Annotated in this window: 23 protein-coding genes; 7 read left to right on the top strand and 16 right to left on the bottom strand. The window is 66.8% G+C overall.

Annotated features, from left to right (window positions below; translation table 11 throughout):
* Positions 1-5 precede the first annotated feature (5 nt).
* From ACNA0R_RS00115 to ACNA0R_RS00095, 5 genes are all read right to left on the bottom strand, one after another.
* Complete coding sequence (locus ACNA0R_RS00115) at positions 6-1,742, bottom strand: class I adenylate-forming enzyme family protein (RefSeq protein ID WP_415823874.1); 1,737 nt, start codon at positions 1,740-1,742, stop codon at positions 6-8.
* A 138-nt stretch (positions 1,743-1,880) separates the two neighbouring features.
* The gene (locus ACNA0R_RS00110) at positions 1,881-2,621 is read right to left on the bottom strand and encodes an SRPBCC family protein (protein WP_415823873.1); all 741 of its coding nucleotides are present in this window, start codon (positions 2,619-2,621) and stop codon (positions 1,881-1,883) included.
* A 100-nt stretch (positions 2,622-2,721) separates the two neighbouring features.
* Positions 2,722-5,097: a xanthine dehydrogenase family protein molybdopterin-binding subunit gene (locus ACNA0R_RS00105; RefSeq protein ID WP_415823872.1), complete on the bottom strand. Its 2,376-nt coding sequence runs from the start codon at positions 5,095-5,097 to the stop codon at positions 2,722-2,724.
* Between the two features lie 4 nt (positions 5,098-5,101).
* Positions 5,102-5,620: a (2Fe-2S)-binding protein gene (locus tag ACNA0R_RS00100; protein WP_415823871.1), complete on the bottom strand. Its 519-nt coding sequence runs from the start codon at positions 5,618-5,620 to the stop codon at positions 5,102-5,104.
* Positions 5,617-6,522 carry an FAD binding domain-containing protein gene (locus ACNA0R_RS00095; RefSeq protein WP_415823870.1) on the bottom strand — a complete coding sequence of 302 codons (906 nt, stop codon included), beginning with the start codon at positions 6,520-6,522 and terminating at the stop codon, positions 5,617-5,619. The genes ACNA0R_RS00100 and ACNA0R_RS00095 overlap by 4 nt, the downstream gene beginning before the upstream one ends.
* Positions 6,523-6,641: 119 nt before the next feature.
* Here ACNA0R_RS00095 and ACNA0R_RS00090 point away from each other — a divergent pair, with 119 nt between their 5' ends.
* Positions 6,642-7,532, top strand: coding sequence for a polysaccharide deacetylase family protein (locus ACNA0R_RS00090; protein ID WP_415823869.1), 891 nt, complete (start codon positions 6,642-6,644; stop codon positions 7,530-7,532).
* Positions 7,533-7,608: 76 nt separating this feature from the next.
* Here the strand turns inward: ACNA0R_RS00090 and ACNA0R_RS00085 are convergent, their stop codons facing one another.
* From ACNA0R_RS00085 to ACNA0R_RS00065, 5 genes are all read right to left on the bottom strand, one after another.
* Complete coding sequence (locus ACNA0R_RS00085) at positions 7,609-8,676, bottom strand: Bug family tripartite tricarboxylate transporter substrate binding protein (RefSeq protein ID WP_415823868.1); 1,068 nt, start codon at positions 8,674-8,676, stop codon at positions 7,609-7,611.
* Between the two features lie 162 nt (positions 8,677-8,838).
* Positions 8,839-11,352 (bottom strand): xanthine dehydrogenase family protein molybdopterin-binding subunit, encoded by a 2,514-nt coding sequence (locus ACNA0R_RS00080; RefSeq protein ID WP_415823867.1) that lies wholly within the window; start codon positions 11,350-11,352, stop codon positions 8,839-8,841.
* On the bottom strand, positions 11,349-11,855 hold the full coding sequence (locus ACNA0R_RS00075; RefSeq protein ID WP_415823866.1) for a (2Fe-2S)-binding protein: 507 nt from the start codon (positions 11,853-11,855) through the stop codon (positions 11,349-11,351). The genes ACNA0R_RS00080 and ACNA0R_RS00075 overlap by 4 nt, the downstream gene beginning before the upstream one ends.
* A gap of 62 nt (positions 11,856-11,917) precedes the next feature.
* Positions 11,918-12,808: an FAD binding domain-containing protein gene (locus ACNA0R_RS00070; protein WP_415823865.1), complete on the bottom strand. Its 891-nt coding sequence runs from the start codon at positions 12,806-12,808 to the stop codon at positions 11,918-11,920.
* 137 nt (positions 12,809-12,945) lie between these two features.
* Positions 12,946-13,944, bottom strand: coding sequence for a tripartite tricarboxylate transporter substrate binding protein (locus tag ACNA0R_RS00065; RefSeq protein WP_415823864.1), 999 nt, complete (start codon positions 13,942-13,944; stop codon positions 12,946-12,948).
* Positions 13,945-14,131: 187 nt separating this feature from the next.
* Here ACNA0R_RS00065 and ACNA0R_RS00060 point away from each other — a divergent pair, with 187 nt between their 5' ends.
* The gene (locus tag ACNA0R_RS00060; protein WP_415823863.1) at positions 14,132-14,884 is read left to right on the top strand and encodes a UdgX family uracil-DNA binding protein; all 753 of its coding nucleotides are present in this window, start codon (positions 14,132-14,134) and stop codon (positions 14,882-14,884) included.
* A 136-nt stretch (positions 14,885-15,020) separates the two neighbouring features.
* On the opposite strand, the gene ACNA0R_RS00055 is transcribed toward ACNA0R_RS00060, so the two are convergent.
* The 5 genes from ACNA0R_RS00055 to ACNA0R_RS00035 form a co-directional block, all read right to left on the bottom strand.
* Entirely contained in the window at positions 15,021-15,350 is a 330-nt protein-coding gene (locus ACNA0R_RS00055; RefSeq protein WP_415823862.1) for a DUF4148 domain-containing protein, read from the bottom strand.
* Between the two features lie 360 nt (positions 15,351-15,710).
* Positions 15,711-16,046: a DUF4148 domain-containing protein gene (locus ACNA0R_RS00050; RefSeq protein WP_415823857.1), complete on the bottom strand. Its 336-nt coding sequence runs from the start codon at positions 16,044-16,046 to the stop codon at positions 15,711-15,713.
* Between the two features lie 223 nt (positions 16,047-16,269).
* Positions 16,270-16,578, bottom strand: a complete 309-nt coding sequence (locus tag ACNA0R_RS00045; RefSeq protein WP_415823861.1) for a hypothetical protein — start codon at positions 16,576-16,578, stop codon at positions 16,270-16,272.
* 225 nt (positions 16,579-16,803) lie between these two features.
* Positions 16,804-18,291: a heavy metal sensor histidine kinase gene (locus tag ACNA0R_RS00040; protein ID WP_415823860.1), complete on the bottom strand. Its 1,488-nt coding sequence runs from the start codon at positions 18,289-18,291 to the stop codon at positions 16,804-16,806.
* On the bottom strand, positions 18,264-18,959 hold the full coding sequence (locus tag ACNA0R_RS00035; protein WP_415824441.1) for a heavy metal response regulator transcription factor: 696 nt from the start codon (positions 18,957-18,959) through the stop codon (positions 18,264-18,266). Before ACNA0R_RS00035 ends, ACNA0R_RS00040 begins: the two co-directional genes overlap by 28 nt.
* A gap of 178 nt (positions 18,960-19,137) precedes the next feature.
* On the opposite strand from ACNA0R_RS00035, the gene ACNA0R_RS00030 reads away from it, so the two are divergent.
* From ACNA0R_RS00030 to ACNA0R_RS00010, 5 genes are all read left to right on the top strand, one after another.
* Positions 19,138-19,788, top strand: coding sequence for a hypothetical protein (locus ACNA0R_RS00030; protein WP_415823859.1), 651 nt, complete (start codon positions 19,138-19,140; stop codon positions 19,786-19,788).
* A gap of 103 nt (positions 19,789-19,891) precedes the next feature.
* The gene (locus ACNA0R_RS00025) at positions 19,892-20,500 is read left to right on the top strand and encodes a cytochrome b/b6 domain-containing protein (protein ID WP_415824440.1); all 609 of its coding nucleotides are present in this window, start codon (positions 19,892-19,894) and stop codon (positions 20,498-20,500) included.
* Positions 20,493-21,266, top strand: coding sequence for a molybdopterin-dependent oxidoreductase (locus ACNA0R_RS00020; protein ID WP_415823858.1), 774 nt, complete (start codon positions 20,493-20,495; stop codon positions 21,264-21,266). The genes ACNA0R_RS00025 and ACNA0R_RS00020 overlap by 8 nt, the downstream gene beginning before the upstream one ends.
* 252 nt (positions 21,267-21,518) lie before the next feature.
* Positions 21,519-21,854, top strand: a complete 336-nt coding sequence (locus ACNA0R_RS00015; RefSeq protein WP_415823857.1) for a DUF4148 domain-containing protein — start codon at positions 21,519-21,521, stop codon at positions 21,852-21,854.
* Positions 21,855-22,082: 228 nt separating this feature from the next.
* The gene (locus ACNA0R_RS00010) at positions 22,083-23,075 is read left to right on the top strand and encodes an XdhC family protein (protein ID WP_415824439.1); all 993 of its coding nucleotides are present in this window, start codon (positions 22,083-22,085) and stop codon (positions 23,073-23,075) included.
* A 36-nt stretch (positions 23,076-23,111) separates the two neighbouring features.
* Here the strand turns inward: ACNA0R_RS00010 and ACNA0R_RS00005 are convergent.
* The coding region (locus ACNA0R_RS00005) for an alginate O-acetyltransferase AlgX-related protein (RefSeq protein ID WP_415823856.1) at positions 23,112-24,259 on the bottom strand (1,148 nt) is incomplete at its 5' end.

Here is a 24,259-nt window from a genome sequence, read left to right as displayed (position 1 = left end):
GGCTTTCACTTCGCGGGCGCCGCGGCGCCTTCCCTGGCCTGCCAGCGCACCGGTTGCGGCGACAGGCGGCCGCCCCTGACGTCTTCCACCAGATCGCGCTTGAAGATCTTGCCGCTGGCGGTCAGGGGAATCTCGGGAAGTTCGATGTAGTACTCGGGCATGTCGTAGCGGGACAGCCCGGATGCGTCCAGATGCGCCAGCATATCCTCGCCCGTCAGGCTGGCGCCGGGCTTGAGCATGACCGCCAGGCAGACCTTTTCGCCCAGCCGCGCGTCGGGCACCGGCAGGACGGCGGCGCGAGCCACGGCGGCGTGCTGCATGGCCAGGTTCTCGATGCGGGCGGGGTAGATGTTGTGGCCGCCGCGGATGATCAGGTCTTTCTTGCGCCCGGTGATCACCAAATAGCCGTCCGCGTCCAGGCGGCCGACGTCGCCGGTCATGAACCAGCCATGCGAATTGAAGGCGCTTTCGGTGGCTTTCTGGTTGTCGAAATAGCCCAGCATCAGGCTGGCGCCGCGGCCGCCGATCTGGCCGGTTTCGCCGATGGGGACTTCCGTGTCCGGATCGTCGGTCGACCAGATTTTGACTTCATAGCTGGCGCAGGCGCGGCCGGAAGTTTCAATGATGCGGCGCGGGTCGTCGTTCGGCAGCGTGTAGTGGTGGGAGCAGGCCTCGGTCATGCCGTAGCCGCTTTGCGGCATAACGCCGTAGCGCAGCAGTTCGGCGACCACGTCCTTGGGGGCGGAAGCGCCGGAGATACGGAAGCCCTGCAGCGCGCCGACGCGCGACAGTCCGCGGGACTTCAGTTCGGCGAGCAGATCGACGGCATGCGTCGGTACGCCGAACAGGAAGGTCGCGCCGGTATCGAGGAGGCGGTCGAGCACGCTGGCGCCGCGCGGCAGGTCGTGCACGACCAGTTCGCCGCCAGTCGCCAGCGCGCTGATCAAGGCGCCCAGGCCCAGGTTATGGCTGAGCGGACTCATGGTGTAGATGACGGAGTCGGGGCCGAAAGACCAGTCCTTGGCGATTTCGCGCGCGTTCGCCAGCAGCGTGTTGTCGCTGTGCATGACGCCCTTGGGCGCGCCGGTGGTGCCGGAGGTGAAGGCCAGATAGACCAGCCGGTTGGGTTCGGTGGACCAGGCGGCCGCCGCGCCCGCGTCCCGGATGGCGGAGATATTGCCAGGCGATGAATCGGTGTCGGCCGACGCGGCGGCGAACAGGGCGGCGCCCGCGGGCCTGTCCGCGAGCGGCGGCAGGACGATGACGTGCCGCAGGGTGGGCACGCGTTCCAGCATGGGAAAGATGTCGTTGCGGCCGGCATCCGCGCCGTAGCCCTTTTCGCCGATGAAGGCGGCGGCGCTGACGCTTTCCATCAGGGCAAGGACGTCGGCCGCGGTATGGTCCCGATGCAGCGACGGGCAGCAGGCGTAGGCATTGCGCGAGCATGCCAGCAGCGCGATCGCGGTTTCCACGCGGCTGGACATCCACACCCCGACGCGCTGCCCGGCGCGTACGCCGGCCGCTTGCAGCGTCGCCGCCAGGCGGTCCGCCGCGGCGATCAGCTCCGCATAGGTCAGGCGCAATCCCCGGTCACGCACCGCATAGGCGTCGGGCGCGGCCTGGGCGTGGCGCCTGGCCGCCATGTATATCGTTTCGTCCCGCCAGAGGCCCGCTTCGTAGAACGCCGCCATCCGCTCGGCGCTCAGCAGGGTCAGTACGGTGTTGATGGAAGGCTTGGTCAAGGGTCGCTCCGGTGTAGCGCATGCCCCTTGTGTGCGGTCGGCGCGCGCTACGTGAAAATCGGGAAAAGTTTCTTTTTTTGTACTCAGTGGGCGCGCGACGTCGGCGGCTTACGCACCGCGCCGTTACGCGAGGCGCGGTCAGCGCGAAGAGCCGCCGAACCAGCCGCGGATCATGGCCCACAGGGAAGAGAGGATCAGCGAAAAGCCGCTGATGGGCTTGGCGGGCTGGACCGGCGGCCGCGGCGTGCGCGGTCCGGTGGGCGCCTGGCCCCCGGTTGCGCCGGCTGCGCCCGCCATACCGTTGGTCGCGCCTGCCGCCGGAGCCGGCGTGGCGCCCGTGCCAGCACCGGCAGCAGCACCAGCATCGACGCCAGCGCCGACATTACCGGCACTGGCGGCCGAGCCAATCGACTCCCCAGCCTGGCGGCCATGCGAAATCTGCGCTTCCAGGTTCTTGGAGAACTGCGAGATGATCTGGTTGGCGACCGTCTGGATCATGCCGACGCCGCGGCCGTACTGGGCCACCGCGCCGGACAGCGTCAGATCGGTGTCGATGATCACCTTCGATCCCTTGGCGCTGGGCTGCAGCCCGAAGCGGATGGTGGTGTTGGCGTTGCCGCGGCCCTTGGCGTCCGCGCCGCTGGCCTTGATGCGCGCGGTATGGGCCGTGTTATCGACTTCCTCGAACACCGCGTTGCACAGGAAGGACAGCGCCACCGGTCCCAGTTTGACGGCGACCTTGCCCTTGAAGGATTTGTCGTCGACGATTTCCACCAGCTCTGCGCCCGGCATGCAGGGCACGATGCTTTCGATGTCCATCAGGACCGGCCAGGCCTGGTCGGGAGGCAGCGATACTTCGAAGTTGTTGGTGAATTGCATGACGGTTGTCCTCCCCGGGGCATGATGCAGTGTAGCAGGTCTATGCCAAATTAAATACAAGTACCAAAAATAATACACACACGCATGCTGCTGTATTCCCTTACGCCGGCGGCGTGGACTGCATGCGTGCCAGCTCGCGCGCGGCGATGTGCCGGCGCACGTCCAGCGGCTTGATCGGCAGGCGGGTCACGAAGCCCGGCGCGCCCAATGCGTCGTCCACCGCCGCCGCGATAGCGGCGCCGGCCGCGTTGGTGCCGCCTTCTCCGGCGCCCTTCAAGCCCATGGGATTGAGCGGGCTGGGCGCGTCTTCCGTGATCAGCACGTCGACCGGCGGCATTTCGTGCGCCGTGACCATGACGTAGTCCGCGAAGGTGGTCGACAAGGGCTGGCCGTCGGCGTCATAGGTGAATTCCTCGAACAGCGCGCCGCCTATGCCTTGCGCCAGCCCGCCGACGATCTGGCCTTCGATCAGCATGGGGTTGACCGCGCGGCCCACGTCGTACGCCACCAGGTATTTTTCGAGGCGTACCTGCCCCGTGTCCGCGTCGATGCGGACCTGCGCGGCATGCACGCCGTAGGGGTAGTTCATGTGGTCGCTGTAGAACCAGCCTTCGGCGGACAAGCCCGGTTCGTGGCCATCGCTGGTGCGCGCGCTGGGATGCAGATAGCGCGCGACTTCTTCCAGCCCGATGGACCGGCCGGCGGTATCGTCGGCGCGGCGGATGCGGCCGTCGGCCATCGTCAGGCCGGCGGGCGTGGCGTCCAGCAGCTTGGCGGCGACGTCCAGCGCCTTGGCGCGCACCTTGCGCGCGGCGATCTGCGTGGCCGAGCCGGACATTACCGTTACCCGCGACGCATGCGCGCCATTGCCGAACTCGATCAGATCGGTGCGTCCGTGGATCACGCGCACGCGCCGGTAGTCCACGCCCAATTCCTGCGCGCAAATCTGCGCCAGGGCGGTTTCCATGCCCTGGCCCACCGAGCCCGCGCCGGTCACCAGTTCGATCGCGCCGCTGACGTCGACTGTCAGCCGCACCATGTCGGAGGGACCCAGCCCGGATTTTTCGACGAACATCGCCAGGCCCAGCCCCACGCATTCGCCGTCCGCGCGGCGGCGCGCCAGGTCGGCCTGCAGGCGCGGCCAGTCGAGCCGCGCCAGCGTCTTATCGATCAGGCCGTCGTAATCGCCCGAATCCAGCACCACGTCGGTACCCAGCGCGTCGAGCGGCCGGGCATAGGGCATTTCGTGCGACTTGATCAGATTGCGGCGACGCGCTTCGACGGGATCGATGCCGACGCGCTGCGCGATGGCGTCCATCAGCCGTTCGCGCACGAAGGTGGTTTCGTAGCGGCCCGGCGATCGATAGGTGGCGGCCGGCGTTTTGTTGACCAGGCGATAGTGGCCCGCGACTTCGTACGCGGGGACGCGATAGGGACCCAGCAGCAGGCCGGCCGACATGTCGGCGACACGCGCCCCATGCGTGCGCGTGTAGGCGCCCTGCGCGTGGAAGAAGGTATTGCGCAGGCCCAGGATGCGGCCGTCCGCGTCGATGGCGGCTTCGATCTGGTGGCGCTGTTCGCGGGAATGATTGGTCGCCATCAGGTTTTCGCGGCGGTCTTCTATCCATTTCACCGGCCGGCGCAGGCGCAGGGCCGCGAGGCACACCAGCACGTCCTCGGGATAGATTTCGCCGCGCACGCCGAAACCGCCGCCCACGTGGCCTTCGTACAGGTGGAAGCTGCTGGGGCTGCGGCCCAGCATTTTCGCCATTTCATCGCGGTTCCAGTGCGACTTCTTGGCGGCGCCGTACATCTCCAGCACGTCGCGGGCGGCGTCGTAGCGGGCCACCGCGCCACGGCATTCCAGCGGCACGCCGGAGTGCCGGCCCACCGACAGGTCCAGCGCGACGACGGCGTGGGCGGCCGCGAAGGCGGCGGCGACGTCGCCATAGCCTTTGCGGATGACCGTGGGCTCCGTGTTCAGGCCGGGCAGGAACTCGCCGGGCTCGTCGTGCGCCGACAGGATGGGCGGCAAGGGGTCGATCTGGACGTCGACCAGGTCCGCGGCGTCTTCCGCGACATAGGGGCTGTCGGCGAACACAACGGCGACGGGTTCGCCGACGTAGCGGACGCGCTGCTGGGCGAGGATGGGCTGGCAGTAAGGCTCCAGGCCGGTGACCTTGGTGGCGCGGAACGGGATCGGCGGGATGTCCGCGACGTCGGCGCCGGTCCAGGCGGCGACCACGCCGCGCAGCGCCAGGGCGCGCGTGGTGTCGATGGCGACGATGCGGCCGTGCGCGGTTTGCGCGCGCACCACGCGCATATGCAATTGGCGCGGGAAGTTGACGTCGGCGGCGAAGCAGGCTTCGCCACGCACGAGCGGCGGGTCCTCCAGGCGCGATACCGAACGGCCGACGATGCGTTCGCCGGTCACCGGCGCATCGACGCGGGGTTCCTCGTATACATGAGAGCTCATCGCTTCACTCTCCCGCGGAAGCATTGGCTGCCGCCATGGCGGACCGGGCGGCGCGTACGGCGGCCAGGATGTTCTGGTAGCCGGTGCAGCGGCATAGATTCGACGACAGCACGTCCAGCAGCTCCTCGTCGCTGATGTCCGGATTGCGCTCCAGCGCGCCGGTGGCCAGCATCAGGAAGCCGGGCGTACAGAAGCCGCACTGCAGCGCATGATGATCCATGAACGCCTGCTGCATGGGATGGAAATCCGCGCCTCGCGCCAGTCCTTCCACGGTGCGTATGCAGCTGCCTTCGGCCTGCACGGCGAACATCAGGCAGGATCGCACGGGCTCGCCGTCGACCAGTACCGTGCATGCGCCGCACACGCCATGTTCGCAGCCGATATGCGTGCCCGTCTGGCCGCAGTCGTCGCGGATGGCATCCACCAGGGTTTTGCGCGCTTCCACCCGGATGGGATATTCCACGCCATTGATCTTCAGCACGACGTCGTGGTCGACGTCCGCGGTCGCGTCCCGTTCGTTCATCGATATCCCCTGCCATGTACGTGTTCCGCGGTGCCGGCGCGACCGGCGTCGTGGGTTTGCGCCAGCGCGCGACGCACGACCGCGCGCACCAGATCGCGCCGATAGGCCCGTTCATCGTCGCCGCTGTCGGTGGGCTCGGCTTCCATCGCCGCCGCTTCCGCGGCGCGCGCATAGGTCTCCATATCCGGCGCCTCGCCTTCCAGGCAGGCCTGCGCCGCCGGCATGCGCCGCGGCCGGTCTTCCACGCCGCCCAGACCGATGCGTACATTGCACATTACGCCATCGCGGACTTCATAGGCCGCCAGCGCCATGGCCTGCGCGAAGTCGCCGGCGCGCCGGCTGAATTCGTGGAAACCGACACGCGTCTCCGCCGGCAATACCGGCAGGCTGGCGCTGACCAGCAATTCGTCCGGCGCCAGCGCCGTGGCCATATAGCCATGAAAGAAATCGTTCGCGTCGATGTGCCGCGTGCCGCGCAGGCTGCGGGCTTCCATCACCGCATCCAGCGTGGCCGCCACCAGGCACCATTCGGACGCCGGATCGGCATTGGCGAGGCTGCCGCAGAAGGTGCCGCGCGTGCGTATCGGCAGATGGGCGATGTGGCGCACGACGGTGGCCAGCAGCCGGCCCAGCGGACCGGGCTCCGGCGCCAGATGGAAATCCGCATGGCGCACACAGGCGCCGATATGCAACCGGCCGTCGCGTATGTCGAGCCTGCGCAGCGCTTCTATGCGGTTGATGTCCACCAGATAGGCCGGACGGGCCAGGCGCAGCGCCATGGCCGGCACCAGTGTCTGCCCGCCCGCCAGCACGCGCCCGTCCTGTTCGCAGACGTCGGCAAGAATCATCACTGCCTGATCCACGGAAGTGGGCTCGTAGTGCACGAATCTGCTCGGTTTCATGGCCGGTTTACCCCTGATCCTGGTGTCCGGTTGAGGACGCGCGGTGTTATATTTATGGGATTATATCTATTTTTGGTACGGTCCAGGTCGACCGCCCGAGTAGAACCGGAGAAAACGCCATGCTGTTGCCTTCCCACGATCGCTATCCCTATCGAGCCATTGGCGCGCGCAAAGACTACAGCTGGCCCGAAGGCAAGCGCATTGCGATGCATATCGGCTTGAACATCGAGATCTTCGCTTTCGGTACCGGACTCAGCCATAACCTGACCGTACCGCTGCCGGCGCCCGACCAGCGCGCCTTCGCGTGGACCGATTACGGCAACCGCATCGGCGTCTGGCGCATCCTGGACATGCTCGACGAACTGGGACTGCCTGCCTCGCATCTTTGCAATACCGAAATCTTCAAGTACTGCCCCGAGCTGATCGCGCCCATCAAGGCGCGCGGCGATGAATTCATCGGCCACGGCCGCACCAACGCCGAACGCCACGGCATGATGTGGGAACCGGACGAGGCCCGCTTCCTGGCCGAAGTGCGCGACGCCATCCTCGAACACACCGGCCAGGAAGTGCGCGGCTGGATGGCGCCGTGGATGTCGCACAGCCGCCATACGCCCGACCTGCTGCAGGAGGCCGGCTACAAGTTCCTGATGGACTGGCCGGCCGACGACCAGCCCATCTGGATGAAGACCCGCGGCGGCCGCATCATGTCGGTGCCTTATCCGCTGGAGCTCAACGATTCCCCGCAAATGCTGGTTCGGCATCACACCCCCGACCAGTTCAGCCAGATGATCATCGATCAGTTCGAAGAGATGCTGGACCAAAGCGCCAAGCAGCCGCTGGTCTTTGGCATCGCCCTGCACACCATGGTCACCGGCCAGCCCTATCGCTTGCGCGCCATGCGGCGCGCCCTGAAGTACATCGCCGAACATCCGCGCCGCAACGAGGTCTGGTTCACCCGGCCGGGCGCGATCTACGACCATTGCCTGAACCTTCCTGAAGGGACGATGTAGGCCGGGTGCCGGCGGACGTCGCCGCCAGCCGCCTCGGCGCGCGCCGTGCCGCCACGCAGGCGGCGTGGCAGGCGCCTCAATCCAGCGTAACGTTCGCCTTCTTCACGATAGCGTCGAAGTTGGCGAAGTTCTTCACCGTGCGGTCGGTGAATTCGGCGGGCGTGGTGTACTGCACTTCCAGTCCCTGCGATTCCAGCAGCGCCTTCAGATCGGGCCGCTGCAGCGCCGCCTCGATCGCTTTCGACAGGGCATTGACCACATCCGGCGGCGTGTTCTTCGGCGCGTAGAAACCGAACAGGTTTTCCGCGCTGAAATTCTTCACGCCGGCCTCGGTGATGGTGGGCACATCGGGCAGCATGGGCAAGCGATGATCGCCGGCCACCGCGAGGACGCGCACGGCGCCGCTCTTCATATGCGGCACGGCCGCCGGCGCGCTCAGGAACATCATGCTGGAGTTGCCGGCGATCAGATCCATCAAGGCCTGTGAACCGCCGCGATAGGGCACGTGCGTAATCTGCACGCCGGTGGTGAGCATCAGCAGCTCGCCTTCCAAATGCGACAGGGTGCCGATCCCGATCGAGGCAAAGTTGTGCTTGCCCGGTTCGCGCTTCAGCAGATCGATCAACTGTTGCAGGTTCTGCGGGGCGGACTTGGCGGGCACCACCAGGATGTGCGGCGCCAGCGCCACGCCGGCCACGGCGGCGAAGTCGTCGCGCAGGTTGACCGACGGCGGCGCCTTCGACGCCGCCTTGAAGATGGCGGAGTCGGTGGTGCAGCCAAACAGAATGGTGTAGCCGTCGGCCGGCGCATGCGCCACGACCGACATGCCGATAAGCCCGCTGCCGCCCGTGCGGTTTTCCACCACGACGGATTGCTTCATCGTCTCGGAGATGCGCTGGCCTATGCTGCGCGCCAGCGTATCGGTCGCGCCGCCGACGGGGTATGGCACGACGATGGTGATGGGCCGTTCGGGAAAGGCGGCATGCGCGGGCACGGCCGGCATCACGGCGGCGGCCGCGGCCAATGCCAGCGAGCTCAGCGTAAGCACGCGGCGGGCGCGGCCGGCAAGCCGGCGCGCGGCGGCAATACCGGACTGCAACGAAATGCCGCCGGCGGCGGGCCGGCGATGAGGCATGGCGGACATGGATGTTCCCGACGGAAGTAGGAGAAGGGTTATCGGCAGCGGACCGCTCGGCGCGGCCTGCTTATCGACGGAAGTTCTACTGTTGGGATTTTTCCCGATTTTGGTACGGCGCGGAACGTGGGAATACCCTAGCCGGCGCCGCCGGCGGTCATGGCGAGGGGCCTAGCGCGCTTCCAGCGCCTGCAGCAGATTCACCGGCGATATCGGCACGCGCGTGATGTGAACGCCCGTGCCCTCCAGTGCGTTATCGACGGCGGAAGCGACGGCGGCCGTGATCGGCAACACGCCTGCTTCGCCTACTCCCTTCACGCCCAGTTCATTCAGCGGCGTGGGCGATTCAAGATGCGTCAGCACGATGGACGGCATTTCCGTCGCCGTGACCAGCAGGTATTCGGCAAGATTCGTCGTCACGGGCTGCGCGTTCTCGTCGTAACCCATCTGTTCGAACAGCGCATTGCCGACACCGTGCGCGATGCCGCCCAGCAACTGCCCTTCGACGATCTTCGGGTGGATCACGCGCCCGCAGTCGTGCGCGAACACGATCTGGCGCAAAGTGACCTCGCCGGTCTCGACGTCGACTTCCACTTCCGCCACCGCCGTCGCGTTGCCGTAGGCCATATCGTTGATGATCACCTGCTCGGTGGCTTCCAGCCCCGGTGTCGCGCCCGGCATCATGAAGCCCGGCAGCCCGGCCGCCGCGCGCGCCAGCTCGCCCAGGGAAGCCTTGGCATCGGAACTTCGCGCCACCACCTGCCGTCCTTCGATGTCCAGCGCGTCCACCGGCAGGCGCATCACCGAGGCGGCCACCTCCAGCACTTGCCGCCGCACCTCCAGCGCCGCCTTGTGCGCCGAGCTGCCTGCCATCACGGCCTGTCGGCTATTGAAGCCGCCGAAGCCCTGCACCGACGACCGGCTATCCCCGGCCGTCACCCGCACATTGTCCATATCGCCACCCAGCTGCTCGGCGACGATCTGCGTCAGCATGGTCCGCGTGCTCTGGCCCATCGCCGCCGCGGCCGACTCGACTTGCACCGTCCCTTGCGTCGTGATCCGCACGCGGATCTGCTCGTAAGGACCGCGGCCGGTGCCTTCGACGGAATTGGCCAGGCCTATCCCCAGCCGCTTGCCCTGCCCGCGCGCGATCGCCTGCCGCGCCGGGAAGCCGCTCCAGTCCGCGCGGTGCAGCGCCATCGCCTGGCAGCCCGGGAAGTCCCCGCTATCCAGCACCACCTGCATGCCACCCCGCGTTTTCATGGGCGTGGCGTAGGGCATCATTTCCGCCGGCACCAGATTGCGGCGGCGGACTTCCGCGCGATCCAGGTTCAGTTCCCGGGCTACGCGATCCAGCAGCCGTTCCATCGCGAACACGCCCTGCGGCTGGCCGGCGCCGCGCACCGGCGTTACCGGCACGCGATTGGTGGCCACACACTTGATGTCGAGGCGATAGGCCGGCACGCGATAGGCCAGCGTCATGGCCGCGCCCGCGCCGTAGGGCACATTGGTGCCGCGCACGTTGTACGCGCCATGGTCGTGCAGCAGCGTGCCGCGTACGCCCAGGATACGGGCGTCGTCGTCGACCGCGATCTCCACGTCCCAGATCTGGTCGCGTTCCTGCGTGGTCGAGATGAAGTGTTCGCGCCGGTCCTCGATCCACTTGACCGGCCGCCGCAGCATCAGGGCCGCGACGGCCACGACGGCTTCTTCCGGATAGAACACCAGCTTGGGGCCGAAGCCTCCCCCCACTTCCGGCGTGATTACGCGCACCTGGTCGGGGCCGCGCCCCAGCAGGTCGCACAGGATCTGCCTGGCCGGCAAGGGCGTTTGCGTGGAGCTCCATACCGTCAGCACGTCGTCCAGCGCGTCGTAGCGCGCCACCACGCCGCGGCATTCGATCGAATGGCTGCCGCCGCGATGCTGCAGCAGCGACTCGCCGTAGACGTGCGCCGCCGCGGCGAAGACGGCGTCGACGTCGCCATAGGCCAGGTCGAATTCCGCTACCAGGTTGTGCGGCGCGCTGCTGTGTACCGTGGGGGCGCCTTCCTGCAAGGCGGCGCGGCAGTCCGCCACCGCCGGCAAGGGGTCGTATTCGATTTCCACCAGTGCGGCCGCGTCTTCCGCCAGGTAGCGGTCTTCCGCGATGACGACGGCGATCGCCTCGCCCACGTACGCGGCTTCGGTCGATGCCAGCACCGGGCGATGCAGGTTCATGCGGAAGCTGGGGCTGGGCAGCGCCGTGACCAGTTCGGCGCTGGTCAGGTAAGGCATCAGGTCGGCCAGCGTCAGCACCGCATGCACCCCGGGCGCCGCCGTGGCGGCCGCGGTGCCGATGCCGCGTATCGCCGCGTGGGCATTGTCGCTGCGCACGAAGGCGGCGTGCAGCATGCCGGGCGCGTCGATGTCGTCGACGAAGCGGGCGGTGCCGGTCAGCAGCGCCTGGTCTTCCACGCGCGGCACGTTGACGCCGAAGGTTTTGCGGCCTGGCCGCGCGCCATGCCCGGCGGGCGGGCCGCCGGGCGTCGCCGGGGGCTGTGTCGACGGCTCTTGCGCCGGCGTGGCCGGGGGCGCGATCACCGGGGTTTCTATGGCGCCCGCGGCGCCCGCCTCGGCCATCGCGCCGCTGCCGGACCGGCCGTCCGCCAAAGCGGCGTCCCGATGGATGCTGTCCCGCGGGCTCATGGTTGCGCTCCTTCGCCGCGCAGGCGCGCGGCGGCGGCCAGCGTGGCCTTGACGATGCCGTCGTAGCCGGTGCAGCGGCACAGATTGCCGGAGATCGCCACGCGGATCTCCGCTTCGGTGGGATGCGGATTGCTGTTCAGCAGTTCGGTGAGCGTGGTCAGCATGCCCGGCGTGCAGAAACCGCACTGCAAGCCATGTTCGTCCTTGAAGGCCTGCTGGATGGGATGCAGCCTGCCTTCGCAAGCGAGCCCTTCGATAGTGGTGATCTCATGGCCGTCTGCCTGCACGGCCAGCGTCAGACAGGAGCGCACCGATAAGCCATCCATCAGCACCGTGCAGGCGCCGCACACACCGTGTTCGCAGCCCACGTGGGTGCCGGTCAGTCCCAATTGATGGCGCAGGAAATCCGCCAGCGTCAGGCGTACGCGGACTTCCTCCGCATGTTCCTTGCCGTTGACGCGTAAGGCGATCCGGCGGGTTTGTTCGTTGACGGCAGTAGTCATGGCGATACCTTGGTGCGACGATGCGGGCGGGCGCGCCTGGTCGTGGGCGGGCCGCGCGGCGTTCATGCGGGGATGCGGCCTTCGGCGATGGGGGCGCCGGCACGCGCACAGGCGGTGGTCAGCGCGCGGCGCGCCATCACCACCGCCAGGCTTTGGCGATAGGCGGCCGGCACCAGCGCGTCGTCCAGGGCTTCCACGGCGCGGCACTGCTCGGATGCCTGGCGCAGCAGTTCCATGGACGGCACGTTGCCGGTCAGGACCTTCTCCACGCCGGCCATGCGCAGAGGCACGGTCCCGACGCCGCCCAATACCAGCGCGCTGCGCGCGATGCGGCCGCCGGCGTCCAGCGCGACCAGCGCGGCGGCCGATACGATGGCGAAGTCGCCGTGGCGGCGAGAGAACTCGAAAAACGCGGCGCCGTGTCCGCGCGGCCACAATGGAAAGCGCGCGCCGACGACCAGCTCGTCCGCTTCCACCGACGGCATCATGAAGCCCAGCGGGAAGGCGTCGAAGGGAATATCGCGGCGGCCATTGGGCCCGGCCACTTCGACCACCGCATCGCAGGCCGCGGCGACGGCGACTAGTTCGGCCGCCGGATCCAGGTGGCACAGCGAGCCGCCCAGCGTGCCGCGGTTGCGTGTCTGCCGATGGCCGACATGCAGCAGCGCTTCGCTCATCAGCGGTATGCGCGCGCCGATCAGCGCGGAGAATTCCAGGTCGCGCTGGCGCGTCATGGCGCCTATGCGGATCGCGTCGGCGGATTCGTGGATGCCGGCCAGTTCGTCGACCTTGTTCAGGTCCACCAGATGGTCCGGCTGCACGAAACGCATATTGATCATCGCCATCAGCGACTGCCCGCCGGCCAGGGGCCGCGCGTTATCCAGGCGCCCCAGCAGACCGACGGCATCGTCGACAGTGCGGGGGTCGTGATAGGTGAACACCGATGGCTTCATACCGCCTGTGACTCTGGGGATGACGGGCGCGAAGCCACCATGACCCCTCGCCGCTGTGTATTTTTATTGGAATGCTATACAAATTTTGGTACGACCGCAACGCGCCCGGAAGCGTGCCGCCGCCAGGCGCGGGAGGGTCAGTCGACCTTGATATTGGCGTCCTTGACCACGGTCGCCCACATCTTGCTTTCCGACTGCACGAAGTCCTGGCTCTGCGCCGCCGTCATCGTCGGTGCCGGCGTTTCGCCTATCTTCTTCAATGCTTCCTGGGCCTCTTCGCTCTGCCACACTTTGGCGACCGCGGCGTTCAGTTTCGCGACGACGTCGGCGGGCGTCTGCGCGGGGACGAACAGGCCGGTCCAGAATAGCACCTTGAATCCCGGCACCGTTTCCGCCACGGTGGGTAGTTGCGGCCACTCCGGGCTGCGCTTGTCGCCCGTGGTGGCCAGCGCCCGTATCTTGCCCGTGGTAACGAAGGGCGATGCGGCGGCAATGGTGGAGAAGGAAAACTGCACCTGGCCGGAGATCAGGTCGGTCATGGCCGGGCCCGAGCCCTTGTAGGGCACATGGATGAAGTTGCCCTGGGTTTTCAGCTTGAACAATTCCCCTGCCATGTGGGGCGTGGTGCCGATCCCGGCGGAGGCGAAGCTCAGCCCCTGTCCGCCGGACTTTGCCAGGCCTTGCAGCTCGGCCACGCTCTTGGCGGGCAGGCTGTTGGTGACGGAGAGCATCAAGGGCGAGACCGTCAGCATGGACACTGCCCTGAAATCCCGCAGGGGGTCATAGGGCAGGTTGGGCATCAGGCTGGGATTAATGATCAGCGCCGGGTCCACCACCATGACCGTGTAGCCATCGGCCGCGGCGCGCTTGACATAGCCGGCGCCGACGGTGGCGCCCGCCCCGGGACGGTTTTCCACCACCACGGATTGATTCAGTTCCTTGGCCAGTCCGCGGCTGAGGATGCGGCCGACGGAGTCCACGCCGCCGCCGGGGGCGTACGGTACGACCAGCGTGATCTGATGGTCGGGATAGGCGGCCACGGCGGTGCCGGCGCCCAGCGCCAGGGCCGTGCACAAGGCGGCGGCCAATGCCGAGGCGGCGCGCCCGAAGGCGCGAATGTGGTGTCGTTGCGTCATGGTGGAATTCCCCTTGGTCCCCGGATCGCGGGGTTATGCCGGCACGATACCATTTTTGGTCCATGTACCATATTTGGGATTACCCCTAGCGCATGGACGGGTGCGGTTTTTGCGCCGCCCGTTGGTCGGGTTGCGGGCGGGTTGCCGCTATCGCACCGCCCCCTCACCCAACTTGCGCAGGACCGTGATGACTACCCGATCGACGACAAAGAACTCCGAGGCCGTCCAGGCCCCAGGCGAGCGGGGCGATACGCCTTTGATCGTGCCCGACCAGCAGCCCGCGACGCTGGGGGACTGCCGGCGCTGCGGCCTATGGCATGACGCGACCCAGCCCGTGCCGGGACAGGGCCCGCGTCGGGCTCCCATACTGCTGGTGGGGGAACAGCCGGGCGACCAGGAGGACAAGGCGGGCAAGCCATTCGTCGGACCGGCCGGCGGCCTGCTCGACAGGGCCCTGGGGGATGCGCGCGTACAGCGCGACGACGTGTTCATCACCAACGCCGTCAAGCATTTCAAGTGGTTCCCGCGCGGCAAGCGCCGCATGCATAAAACACCGGCACAGCGGGAAGTGATGGCCTGTCACTATTGGCTGGAAAAGGAATTGGCGTCGGTGCGTCCGGCGGTGGCCGTCAGCCTGGGCGCCACCGCCCTGCGCTCGCTGATGCAGCGCGCGGACGTGCGCCTGAACGCCATGCTCGGCGAGCCGGTCCAGGTGGGCGACCTGGTGGTTGTGCCGACGTACCACCCCTCTTTCATATTGCGCGCGCCCGATGCGCGCACCCGCGAGATGGCCTATGCGGCGCTGGTGCAGGCGCTGGAAACCGCGGGACGGATCGCCGCCGGCGACGGGGCGTCCGGGAAATCGGCGAGGGCGCCGGCCAGGACATCGGCCAAGGCATCGGCCAGCACGGCGACCGTCAAAAAGACATCGGCCCCGTGAGGGCGGGGCCGATGGTACTGCACGAGAGGAGCACCGGAAGACGCCCCGCCTCTCTTCGGGGCTGCCGCCGTGCCTTGTGAGCTGGCGGCCGGTCTGGTCGGCCGGCGTGTCCGCCGGCGCCTCGCCGTTCCGGGCCTTAGACGCCTTGGAACGGCTGGTTGTCGATGTCGCCAAAGGCGACGTCACCATGCACGCTGCCGCTTTGCGCGATGGCGGGCGCCGAAGGGGCATCCGCCTGGGCGGTGAACGGGGCGTTGTCTACATCGTCGTTGCCGGTCAGGCCAGCGGCGCGCGCTTGCCGCAGCTGGGCGACGACCTGGTCACGGCTGGCGGCATTGCTGTCGACCTGGCCGTAGACGCCCTGGAACGGAACGTTGTCCGTGTCGCCGCGGGGCGTACCGGCTTGAGCACCGGCCACCAGGGCCAGGGATAGGGCAACGGAAGAAACAATGGTGTGGATTTTCATGGCACTTCTCCAATAGTCGATTTGGGGAACAGGGGGCTGTTCTTCTGCTCTCGTTCCCGACGCCTGGATATTGTGCATCCCAGCATCCTAGGGATAAACCCGCGCTTCGCGAATACACTATCCCAAATCCAGGACCAATCTAAGATTTGAAGCTCGTTAAAGAACGTAAATCGATAGTATCAATCTATGTAATCCAGGATTTCATTGGGGGTGCATGGATAGCCGTCCCAGGCCCCGAAAAGCAGTCGGCCCCCAAAAGGGGGCCGACCGTACCGCGCACTGCACCGAGAGGACTGCCACTATGGCAACCCCCGCCTCTCGCCGGGGGAACGGTTCGGTGATCGCCACCGGTAGTTGCGATCAGCCTTGGAAGGGCTGGTTGTTCGGGTCGCCGAAGGCGATGCTGGTGGCGGTGTTGCCGCTGTCGATGTCGGCCACGACCTGCGCGCGGGTCACGCCGCTGTCGGCTTGCGCCACGAAGGGCGCGTTGTCATTGTCGGCGTTGCCGGTCAGGCCGGCGGCGCGCGCTTGCTGCAGCTCGGCGACGACCTGGTCGCGGCTGGCGCTGCTGGCTTGCTGGCCGTAGACGCCCTGGAACGGCGTGTTGTCCGAATCGCCACGGGGCGTAGCGGCTTGCGCGGCGCCGATGGCGGCAAAGGAAAGAATCAGAGCGGAAACGATGGTCTTGGCTTTCATGGCAGTACTCCTAGTCCTGGTTAAGTGGTCCGGGACGTCCATCGCGATTTGCTGTTTGAGAACGTCGCGATGTCCGTTGCTGTTCCCGATGGACTGCATTCTGCGCCGCCAAAACCTAGGGATAAACCCGCATAGTCGAAAATCATCTTTCCGTTTTCCGCACTAATCTCCCATCATTCTTAGTCTCCGACTAATGAATCCATATCCCGCGACTATTGGACGATCAGGAATCGCCAGACCCGGAACCGCCGCCGTCGCCGGAATCGCCCTGACCCAGGGGCAGCTCATCGAACGGTCCGGGACGGGGCGCGTCACGCAACTCGGCCAGCACCTGCTCGCGGGTCAAGCCGCTTTCAATCTGGCCATACACGCCGCGAAACGGAATGTTGTTGGGATCGTCATTCGTGGTCCTGACGTGCCCGCGGCCCGCGCCCGGTGCCGCGGGGCCCTCATCGGCGCCTGCTTGGGCGTGCGCGGCGCCCATGGCGGTAAACGAAACGATCAATGCGGAAATAAGGGTCTTCGCTTTCACTGCGATGCATCCACTTCAAGGTTGAATCGAACGGGAGGCGCGTCGCAAAGCATCGATGATCGGCCGCGGCGCGCATGGACATCCCGGTAATGCGTACTGCGCTGCAATGATTGAGGAAGCGCCTCAGTCACAGTTAGGAAGCTTTCCTTTATCGGACTAAATCCAGGTAGACAGATTTGTCCCACCAGGTTAGGAAAAAAACCCCTGCGGGAGGCGGATAGCGCCTTACGGCGCGGTGCTGATTTGCGCGCCGGCTTTTTCGTTGCCACCGCCCGTAGCGGTGCCGCCGGTGGTCGTGAGGGCGGTGCGCCGGGACGCAGCCGCCGGATAGGAAAGTGTGAAGCGGATATGCCCGTCGGGCGATGACTCCGCCCAGGCCTTGCCGCCATGCAATGCCATGATGGCCCGCACGATGGCCAAGCCCAGGCCGCTGGCGTCCGAGCCGGCGCTGCGCGATAGATCCGCGCGATAAAAGCGGTCGAACAATTTGTGCAGCCGGTCCTGTGCGATGGGCACGCCCCGATTGTCGACGTGCACCAGGACCGCATCGTTCGTCGTTCGCGCCGACAGGCTGATTACGCTTTCCGCGTTCGCATAGCGCACCGCGTTGGCCACCAGGTTGCCCAGCGCGCGCCGGAACAGCATGGCGTCGGCATGCACGCTGCCACTCGCGGAGCACTCCAGCCGCAGTCCCCGCTCTTCCGCCAGTCCTTCGAAATAGTCGGCCACGCGGCGCAGTTCCGTTTCCAGATCCAGCCGCACGTAGTCGAGGGCCGATTGCGCGTTCTCGGCGCGCGCCAGGAACAGGATGTTCTCCACCAGGCGCGACAGGCGTTCCAGTTCTTCCAGACTGGAGGCCAGCACGCTTTCATATTCGGCGGGCGTGCGGCGCTGGTACAAGGCGACCTGGCAATTGCCCATCAGTGCGCCGATGGGCGTGCGGATTTCGTGGGCCAGGTCGGCGGAAAACTGGGTCAGCCGTTCATAGCCATCGGCCAGCCGGTCCAGCATGGCATTGAACGAAGCGGTCAGCTCGCGCAGTTCGTGCGGTGTATCGGCGAGGTTCAGCCGCTGGTCCAGGCTGGCCGGCGTTACGCGGGCCGCCTGCCGCGCCATGGCGCGCAAGGGCCGCAAGCCGCGCCGCAGCGCCAGATAGCCCAGTACCGCAATGGAAAGAAAGGCCGCCGCCACCGCCAGCGCGATCTGGTCGCGGTACGCGGCCAGCATGCGCGTTTCGTTCACCAGCAAGTGCGCGGCCTGCACTTCAAGCTGTCGTCCGTCCATGGTGCGCGCCATCGCCGCGACCACGCGCATGGCGCCGCCCGTGGTGGTCGTGCCGCTGTGGATATCGGCGCGGGTCAAGGGCTGGTCCAGCGCCACGGGCGCGACTCGCGGCAGCGCCTGGTGGCCGGGATTGACGTCCATGATCGGTTCCGCGTCGGGAATGCGGAACACCAGCACGTCCTGCTCGTTGCCCAGCATGTTTTCGAACAGGCCCGGCCGGGCGCGGATCTCGTCCAGGGTCAGCGTGTCGCGCAGCAGCGCGCGAAAGCGATCGACCCGGCCTATCAGCCCGACATCGCTGCGGGCCAGCATGCTGGATTCCATCGCCTTGTACAGATACATCCCCGCCATGCTGACGACCAGGGCCGACAACAGCGCGAACAACAGCGCGGTGCGCAGCGTCAGGGAGCGTCGCCATTGTCCGCGCATGCGCGCACCTCGCAGACGTAGCCTATGCCGCGCACCGTATGTATGAGTTTGGGTTCGAATGGCTTGTCGATCTTGGCGCGCAGCCGCTTGATGGCGACGTCGACCACATTGGTATCGCTGTCGAAATTCATGTCCCAGACTTCCGATGCGATGATGGCGCGCGATAGCACTTCGCCTTCGCGCCGTACCAGCAGGTGCAGCAGCGTGAACTCTTTCGTGGTCAGGGCGATGGCGGTCTGCATGCGTGTTACGCGGCGGCGCAGGACGTCGATATGCATGTCGGCCAGGCGCAGATGATCGGCCTCGCGCACTACGCCGCGGCGCAGCAGGGTGCGCACGCGCAGCACCAGCTCGGTAAAAGAAAATGGCTTGACCAGGTAGTCGTCGGCGCCCAGCTCCAGGCCGCGGATGCGATCCTGCAGATGATCGCGCGCCGTCAGGAACAGTACCGGCACGTCCTGCTGCCTGCGCAGCGCTTCCATGATCTGCCAGCCGTTCATGCCGGGCAGCATGACGTCGAGCACGATCAGGTCGTAGCGCTGTTCGAGCGCCATGTGCAGGCCGTCGGCGCCATGGCGCGCAAGGTCTACCGCATAGCCCGATTCACCGAGGCCTTTTTTCAGATACTCGCCGGTTTTGAGGTCGTCTTCGACCACCAGTATGCGCACACAGCACCTCGATTGCTTGCCGTCGATTTTATCGGGGTGCGCCAAATCGTTCATGACATTATTGTCATCCGCTCGTCATGCTGCCGTCCCGGCGGGAGAGTCACGATAGCTCCGCGATCCTTTTAGAACCGCGTGGCGGGACCGATACCGCGGCCCGCGGCGCCTGATGGAGAAACGGATGAACAAGCATTATCGGATAGTCGCATGGTGCGCCGGCGTCCTGCTGGCGGGCGGCATGGCGGCCGCGCAGGCGCAGGCGGCCGGCTCAGGCCAGGCCGGGCAGGCACCGGCCAATCGCCTGGCGGTACGCGGCAAGATCGAGCAGGTCACCGATACGACTTTGCTGATCAAGGCGCGCAATGGCAAGGACGTGACCGTGGCGCTGCCGGCCAATGTCGCGGTGCGCGCGGTGTCGCTGGCCAAGCTTGGCGATATCAAGCCGGACAGCTTTATCGGCACGGCGGCCACGCCGCAGCCCGACGGCACCTTGAAGGCGCTGGAAGTGCATGTGTTCGCGGCGTCGCTGCGCGGTTCGGGTGAAGGCAACCGGCCCTGGATGGGGTCCGATGGCAAGACGGGCCAGATGACCAACGGTACGGTGGGCAGCCTGGTCGGCACCAACGGCACGACCATGAAGGTCAAGTACAAGGACGGCGAGAAAACCGTGGTGGTGCCGCCCGATGTGCCCATCGTCTACATGGAGCCGGGCGATCGCAGCCTGCTCAAGACCGGTGCGCCGGTGCTGGTATTCCCCACCAAGAACGCCGACGGCAGCCTGACCGCCGCCACGGTCATCGCGGGCAAGGACGGCACGATTCCGCCGATGTAAGGCCGCGATCCGGCGCTGGAGATTCGTCTTGTCCACATCCTCGTTACACGATGATGGTCCGGCCGCGCCGGTCCGGGCCGGGCCGCAGGGCGGCGGACGGCCGATCCACCCCCTCTACGTGCGCATCACGCATGGTCTGAACGTTTATGCGATGGCTTGCATGTTCATGAGCGGATGGGGCATCTACAACGCCTCTCCCATCTTCCCTTTCAACTTTCCGCAATGGGCGACGCTGGGCGGCTGGCTGGGCGCGGCGACGATCTGGCATTTCGCCGTGATGTGGCTGCTGGTCGGCAATGGCCTGGTGTACCTGCTGGCGGGCATCGCGTCGGGGCATCTGCGGCGCGATCTGATGGACGTGACGCCGCGAGCCGTATTGCGCGATGCCGCGGCGGCGCTGCGATTGCGCCTGCGCCATGCGCCCGGCCGCTACAACGCGGTGCAGAAAGTGCTTTACCTGGGCGTTCTGCTGCTGGGCGTATTGATCGTGCTGTCCGGCCTGGCCATATGGAAGCCGGTGCAATTGAGCTGGCTGACCGATTTGTTCGGCGGTTTTGCCGCCGCGCGCGTGGTGCATTTCTGCGCCATGGCCGGTATCGGCCTGTTTGTCATCGTTCACCTGCTGCTGGTGATCCTGGTGCCACGCACCTTGCCGCCGATGATCACCGGCCGTGCCCTTGGCGGCCGTGCCGATGGAGCCTCCGATGCCTGATCGCAAGACCCGTCCCGACGGTCCGCGCCTGATCCTGGAGCCGGCGCAGCGCAGCCAGCTGCATCGCGCGCAGCGCCGGCTGTTCCTGCGCGGCGGGCTGTCGCTGGGGGCTTTGGCGATGATCAGCGGCTGCAACATGCAGGACGGCGATACGTTCGATAAGGTCCTGTGGGCGATGTCGCGCTGGAACGATCGCGTGCAGGCCTGGCTGTTCGATCAGAACAAGCTGGCGCCGACCTATCAGGCCGGGCAGGTCACCGATCCTTTTCCCTTCAACGCCTACTACCCCGAGTACAGCGTGCCGGATATCGACCTGTCCGCGTGGCGGCTGGAAGTTTCCGGCATGGTGGCGGACAAGCGCGCCTGGACGCTGGAAGATCTGCGCCGCTTGCCGCAGGCCAGCCAGATCACGCGGCTGATCTGCATCGAAGGCTGGAGCGCGATCGGGCAATGGAGCGGCATACCGCTGAAGACTTTTCTGCAACGCGTCGGCGCCGACCTGACGGCGCGTTACGTCGGCTTCAAATGCGCCGACCGCTACTACGGCAGCATAGACATGCCTACGGCCTTGCATCCGCAAACCATACTGGCGCTGGATTTCGGCGGCGCGGAGCTGCCGGCCGACTATGGGCAACCGCTGCGGCTGCGCGTGCCGACCAAGCTGGGATTCAAGAATCCCAAACATATCGTCGCGATGTTCGTCACGAATACCTATCCCGGCGGGTATTGGGAAGACCAGGGCTATAACTGGTTCAGCGGGATATAGGCGGGAAGCGGCGCCGCGCCCCGGGGGGCGTCGGCCATAGACGCCCTCTATGGATTCATTAGCCGGAGACTAAGAATGATGGGAGATTAGTGCGGAAAACGGAAAGATGATTTTCGGCTATGCGGGTTTATCCCTAGGTTTTGGCGGCGCAGAATGCAGTCCATCGGGAACAGCAACGGACATCGCGACGTTCTCAAACAGCAAATCGCGATGGACGTCCCGGACCACTTAACCAGGACTAGGAGTACTGCCATGAAAGCCAAGACCATCGTTTCCGCTCTGATTCTTTCCTTCGCCGCCATCGGCGCCGCGCAAGCCGCTACGCCTCGTGGCGATTCGGACAACACGCCGTTCCAGGGCGTCTACGGCCAGCAAGCCAGCAGCGCCAGCCGCGACCAGGTCGTCGCCGAGCTGCAGCAAGCGCGCGCCGCCGGCCTGACCGGCAACGCCGACAATGACAACGCGCCCTTCGTGGCGCAAGCCGACAGCGGCGTGACCCGCGCGCAGGTCGTGGCCGACATCGACAGCGGCAACACCGCCACCAGCATCGCCTTCGGCGACCCGAACAACCAGCCCTTCCAAGGCTGATCGCGCGGCCCAGCGCTGATATGAAAAGCCGGCCCCTTCGTGGGGCCGGTTTTTTTCGTTCCGCGGATCGGGCGTCCAGCGATGTCCGTATTTGGAAAAGTGCCGAAAGTGGGGCAAACTCGTCAAGCGCCCGATAAGCTCGAAACGGTCGCGTCTGGTACTTTTCCCGGCGGTGCCGGTAGTGCGGCAGTCCCGCTTTCGTGGCGGGACTTTCAGGATGAATGCTTGATGAATTCCCTGGACATCGATGTATTGCAGCATGCGCGCGACTGGGTCGCCGAAGGCCATCGCGTACACCTGATCACGGTAGTGCAGACCTGGGGCTCGGCCCCGCGCCAGGCAGGCGCGCTGGCGGCCCTGCGCGGCGATGGGCGGCTGGTCGGCTCCGTGTCCGGCGGATGCGTGGAAGACGACCTGATGGCCCGCGCGGTGGCCGGCACGCTGCCGGAGTCGGCCGACCGCGTCACCTACGGCATCACCAGCGAAGAAGCGGCCCGCTTCGGCCTGCCCTGCGGCGGAACGTTGCGGCTGGTGGTGGAGCCCTTGCACGATACCGCCTGGCTGGATCCCGTACTGGCGGACGTGCGCGCGCATCGCCTGGTCATGCGTACGGTGGACCTGCAGACCGGCGCCTGCGCGCTGGCGCCGGCCAGTCCCATCGACGGTCCGGATTTCGACGGCCGCACCTTTCGCTCGGTCTACGGGCCCCACTGGCGCCTGCTGATCATCGGCGCCAATCAAACCGCGCGGGTGCTCAGCGAAATCGCGACGGCGCTGGATTTTCACGTCATGGTGTGTGATCCGCGGGAAGAATTCTTCGCCGACTGGAATATGCCGAACGTCACGTTGCTGACGTCCATGCCGGACGATACGGTGACGGAAATCGGTACGGACGAACGCACCGCCATCGTCGCCGTGACGCATGATCCCAAGCTGGACGATATGGCATTGCTGGAGGCGCTGAAGTCGCCGGCGTTCTACGTGGGCGCGCTGGGTTCGGCGCCCAACCAGGCCAAACGCCGCGAGCGCCTGCGCATGTTCGATCTTTCCGATGAGGAGATCGGCCGCCTGCACGGGCCGGTGGGTCTGCGTATCGCCAGCCGTACGCCGGCGGAGATCGCCGTGGCGATCGCCGCCGAGCTGGTGTGGGTCCGCAACACGCTGGGCGGCGCGGACGCCTGCGCGCCCAATCCCACCACCGCTTCGCGCGAAGACTCCTAGCACGCCCGCGTTCGGCCGCCGTGGCCCCGCGAGCCTCTATGGCTGGCGCAGTGTGATGGCGTCGCCGTTGCGAGGCGCCTCGATTACCCGTTCCGGGATCTCCCAGATCACCAGCCTGGGCGGCGTCTGCCTGAAGGCCGCGCTGCCGAAGTAGGCGTTCGCCGCGCCGGCGAAGTCGCCGCCATCCTTGGCGAAGTCGGGGATGCGTGCACGCAGCGCGCTTTCCAGGAAGGGCACGAAGTTGCTGTTGCGCGAGAACGATGTGCCGATGAGCGCCGCATTCGGCAGATTGTCGTCGCCGAACAGATCGTCGGCGCCGGCCGCGGCGGCGGCCGGCTGCGTTGGCGTGAAGACGGAAACGCGCGTGCGGTCGCGCGGCGGCTGCAGGCGAGCCGGCAGCCAATCCAGGCCTGCCAACCGGACCAGGTCGCCGGCTCGCGATTCCACATTCGAATGCACCGTCCAATCCGTGCGCGGCGTTACCGTGATGCCGGCGCGGCGTATCGCTCGCGCTACGGCTTCGGCGGCGGCTTGGGCTCCCGCTTCGTTCCAGTGCGTGTCGGTGCGCAGATAGGCGCCCTGGCGATCCTCGGCGCCGTCGCCGACGGCGGCCAACACCGGCGCCAGGTTTATGGCATCCACGCCTTCCGCACGGAGCGACGCCACCCAGTCGTCCAGGCGCGCCGCGGATGCGGCGGGCCGCCGCAAGCCGCACAGGTGCGCGGCGGCGATGCGGCTCTTGTCGGGGACGACCGCCACCACCAGCGCGATATGCCGCCGCCCCAGGGCATTCTTGACGTGCAGGACTTCTCGCGCGCGCGATTGCGCGTTGTCCTCCGCATGCGGGTAACGCATGAATTCATCGCTCAGGAACAGCCAGCCGGGGCAGCCCTGCCGCACGCGGGGGCCGAGGTCGCCCGCTACCAGCCAGCTGAATCCGCGTTCCAGCCTGGCCGATTCCGCGGGCAGCGGCGCGTTCGATAGCGCGTGGGCCAGCTCGCGGGTGGTATCGCCGTTCAGGAAAGCGGCCCAGCCCAGGCCCTGCGGGAACAGGTCCAGATCGCCGCGTGCCACCTTATATGCGGTGGTGACGAGTGCGGCCATCAGGAATACGATCAGCGCCGCGCCGGCCAGCCGGCTGGTCCAGCGGGCGATGCGGCCGGGATGGTCCACGGGAGGGGGGG

This window comes from Bordetella sputigena (assembly GCF_965137885.1).
Taxonomy (GTDB): domain Bacteria; phylum Pseudomonadota; class Gammaproteobacteria; order Burkholderiales; family Burkholderiaceae_B; genus Bordetella_C; species Bordetella_C sputigena.
This window is presented reverse-complemented; position numbering and strand designations above follow the sequence as displayed.

What these genes read in the sequence shown, in the direction of transcription:
- ACNA0R_RS00085 (WP_415823868.1), bottom strand. Translation starts at nt 8,676, where the DNA reads ATGTCCGCCATGCCTCATCGCCGGCCCGCCGCCGGCGGCATTTCGTTG.
- ACNA0R_RS00100 (WP_415823871.1), bottom strand. Translation starts at nt 5,620, where the DNA reads ATGAACGAACGGGACGCGACCGCGGACGTCGACCACGACGTCGTGCTG.
- ACNA0R_RS00030 (WP_415823859.1), top strand. Translation starts at nt 19,138, where the DNA reads ATGAACAAGCATTATCGGATAGTCGCATGGTGCGCCGGCGTCCTGCTG.
- ACNA0R_RS00040 (WP_415823860.1), bottom strand. Translation starts at nt 18,291, where the DNA reads ATGCGCGGACAATGGCGACGCTCCCTGACGCTGCGCACCGCGCTGTTG.
- ACNA0R_RS00060 (WP_415823863.1), top strand. Translation starts at nt 14,132, where the DNA reads ATGACTACCCGATCGACGACAAAGAACTCCGAGGCCGTCCAGGCCCCA.
- ACNA0R_RS00020 (WP_415823858.1), top strand. Translation starts at nt 20,493, where the DNA reads ATGCCTGATCGCAAGACCCGTCCCGACGGTCCGCGCCTGATCCTGGAG.
- ACNA0R_RS00055 (WP_415823862.1), bottom strand. Translation starts at nt 15,350, where the DNA reads ATGAAAATCCACACCATTGTTTCTTCCGTTGCCCTATCCCTGGCCCTG.
- ACNA0R_RS00080 (WP_415823867.1), bottom strand. Translation starts at nt 11,352, where the DNA reads ATGAGCCCGCGGGACAGCATCCATCGGGACGCCGCTTTGGCGGACGGC.
- ACNA0R_RS00090 (WP_415823869.1), top strand. Translation starts at nt 6,642, where the DNA reads ATGCTGTTGCCTTCCCACGATCGCTATCCCTATCGAGCCATTGGCGCG.
- ACNA0R_RS00075 (WP_415823866.1), bottom strand. Translation starts at nt 11,855, where the DNA reads ATGACTACTGCCGTCAACGAACAAACCCGCCGGATCGCCTTACGCGTC.
- ACNA0R_RS00010 (WP_415824439.1), top strand. Translation starts at nt 22,083, where the DNA reads ATGAATTCCCTGGACATCGATGTATTGCAGCATGCGCGCGACTGGGTC.
- ACNA0R_RS00015 (WP_415823857.1), top strand. Translation starts at nt 21,519, where the DNA reads ATGAAAGCCAAGACCATCGTTTCCGCTCTGATTCTTTCCTTCGCCGCC.
- ACNA0R_RS00065 (WP_415823864.1), bottom strand. Translation starts at nt 13,944, where the DNA reads ATGACGCAACGACACCACATTCGCGCCTTCGGGCGCGCCGCCTCGGCA.
- ACNA0R_RS00110 (WP_415823873.1), bottom strand. Translation starts at nt 2,621, where the DNA reads ATGCAATTCACCAACAACTTCGAAGTATCGCTGCCTCCCGACCAGGCC.
- ACNA0R_RS00105 (WP_415823872.1), bottom strand. Translation starts at nt 5,097, where the DNA reads ATGAGCTCTCATGTATACGAGGAACCCCGCGTCGATGCGCCGGTGACC.
- ACNA0R_RS00095 (WP_415823870.1), bottom strand. Translation starts at nt 6,522, where the DNA reads ATGAAACCGAGCAGATTCGTGCACTACGAGCCCACTTCCGTGGATCAG.
- ACNA0R_RS00050 (WP_415823857.1), bottom strand. Translation starts at nt 16,046, where the DNA reads ATGAAAGCCAAGACCATCGTTTCCGCTCTGATTCTTTCCTTTGCCGCC.
- ACNA0R_RS00070 (WP_415823865.1), bottom strand. Translation starts at nt 12,808, where the DNA reads ATGAAGCCATCGGTGTTCACCTATCACGACCCCCGCACTGTCGACGAT.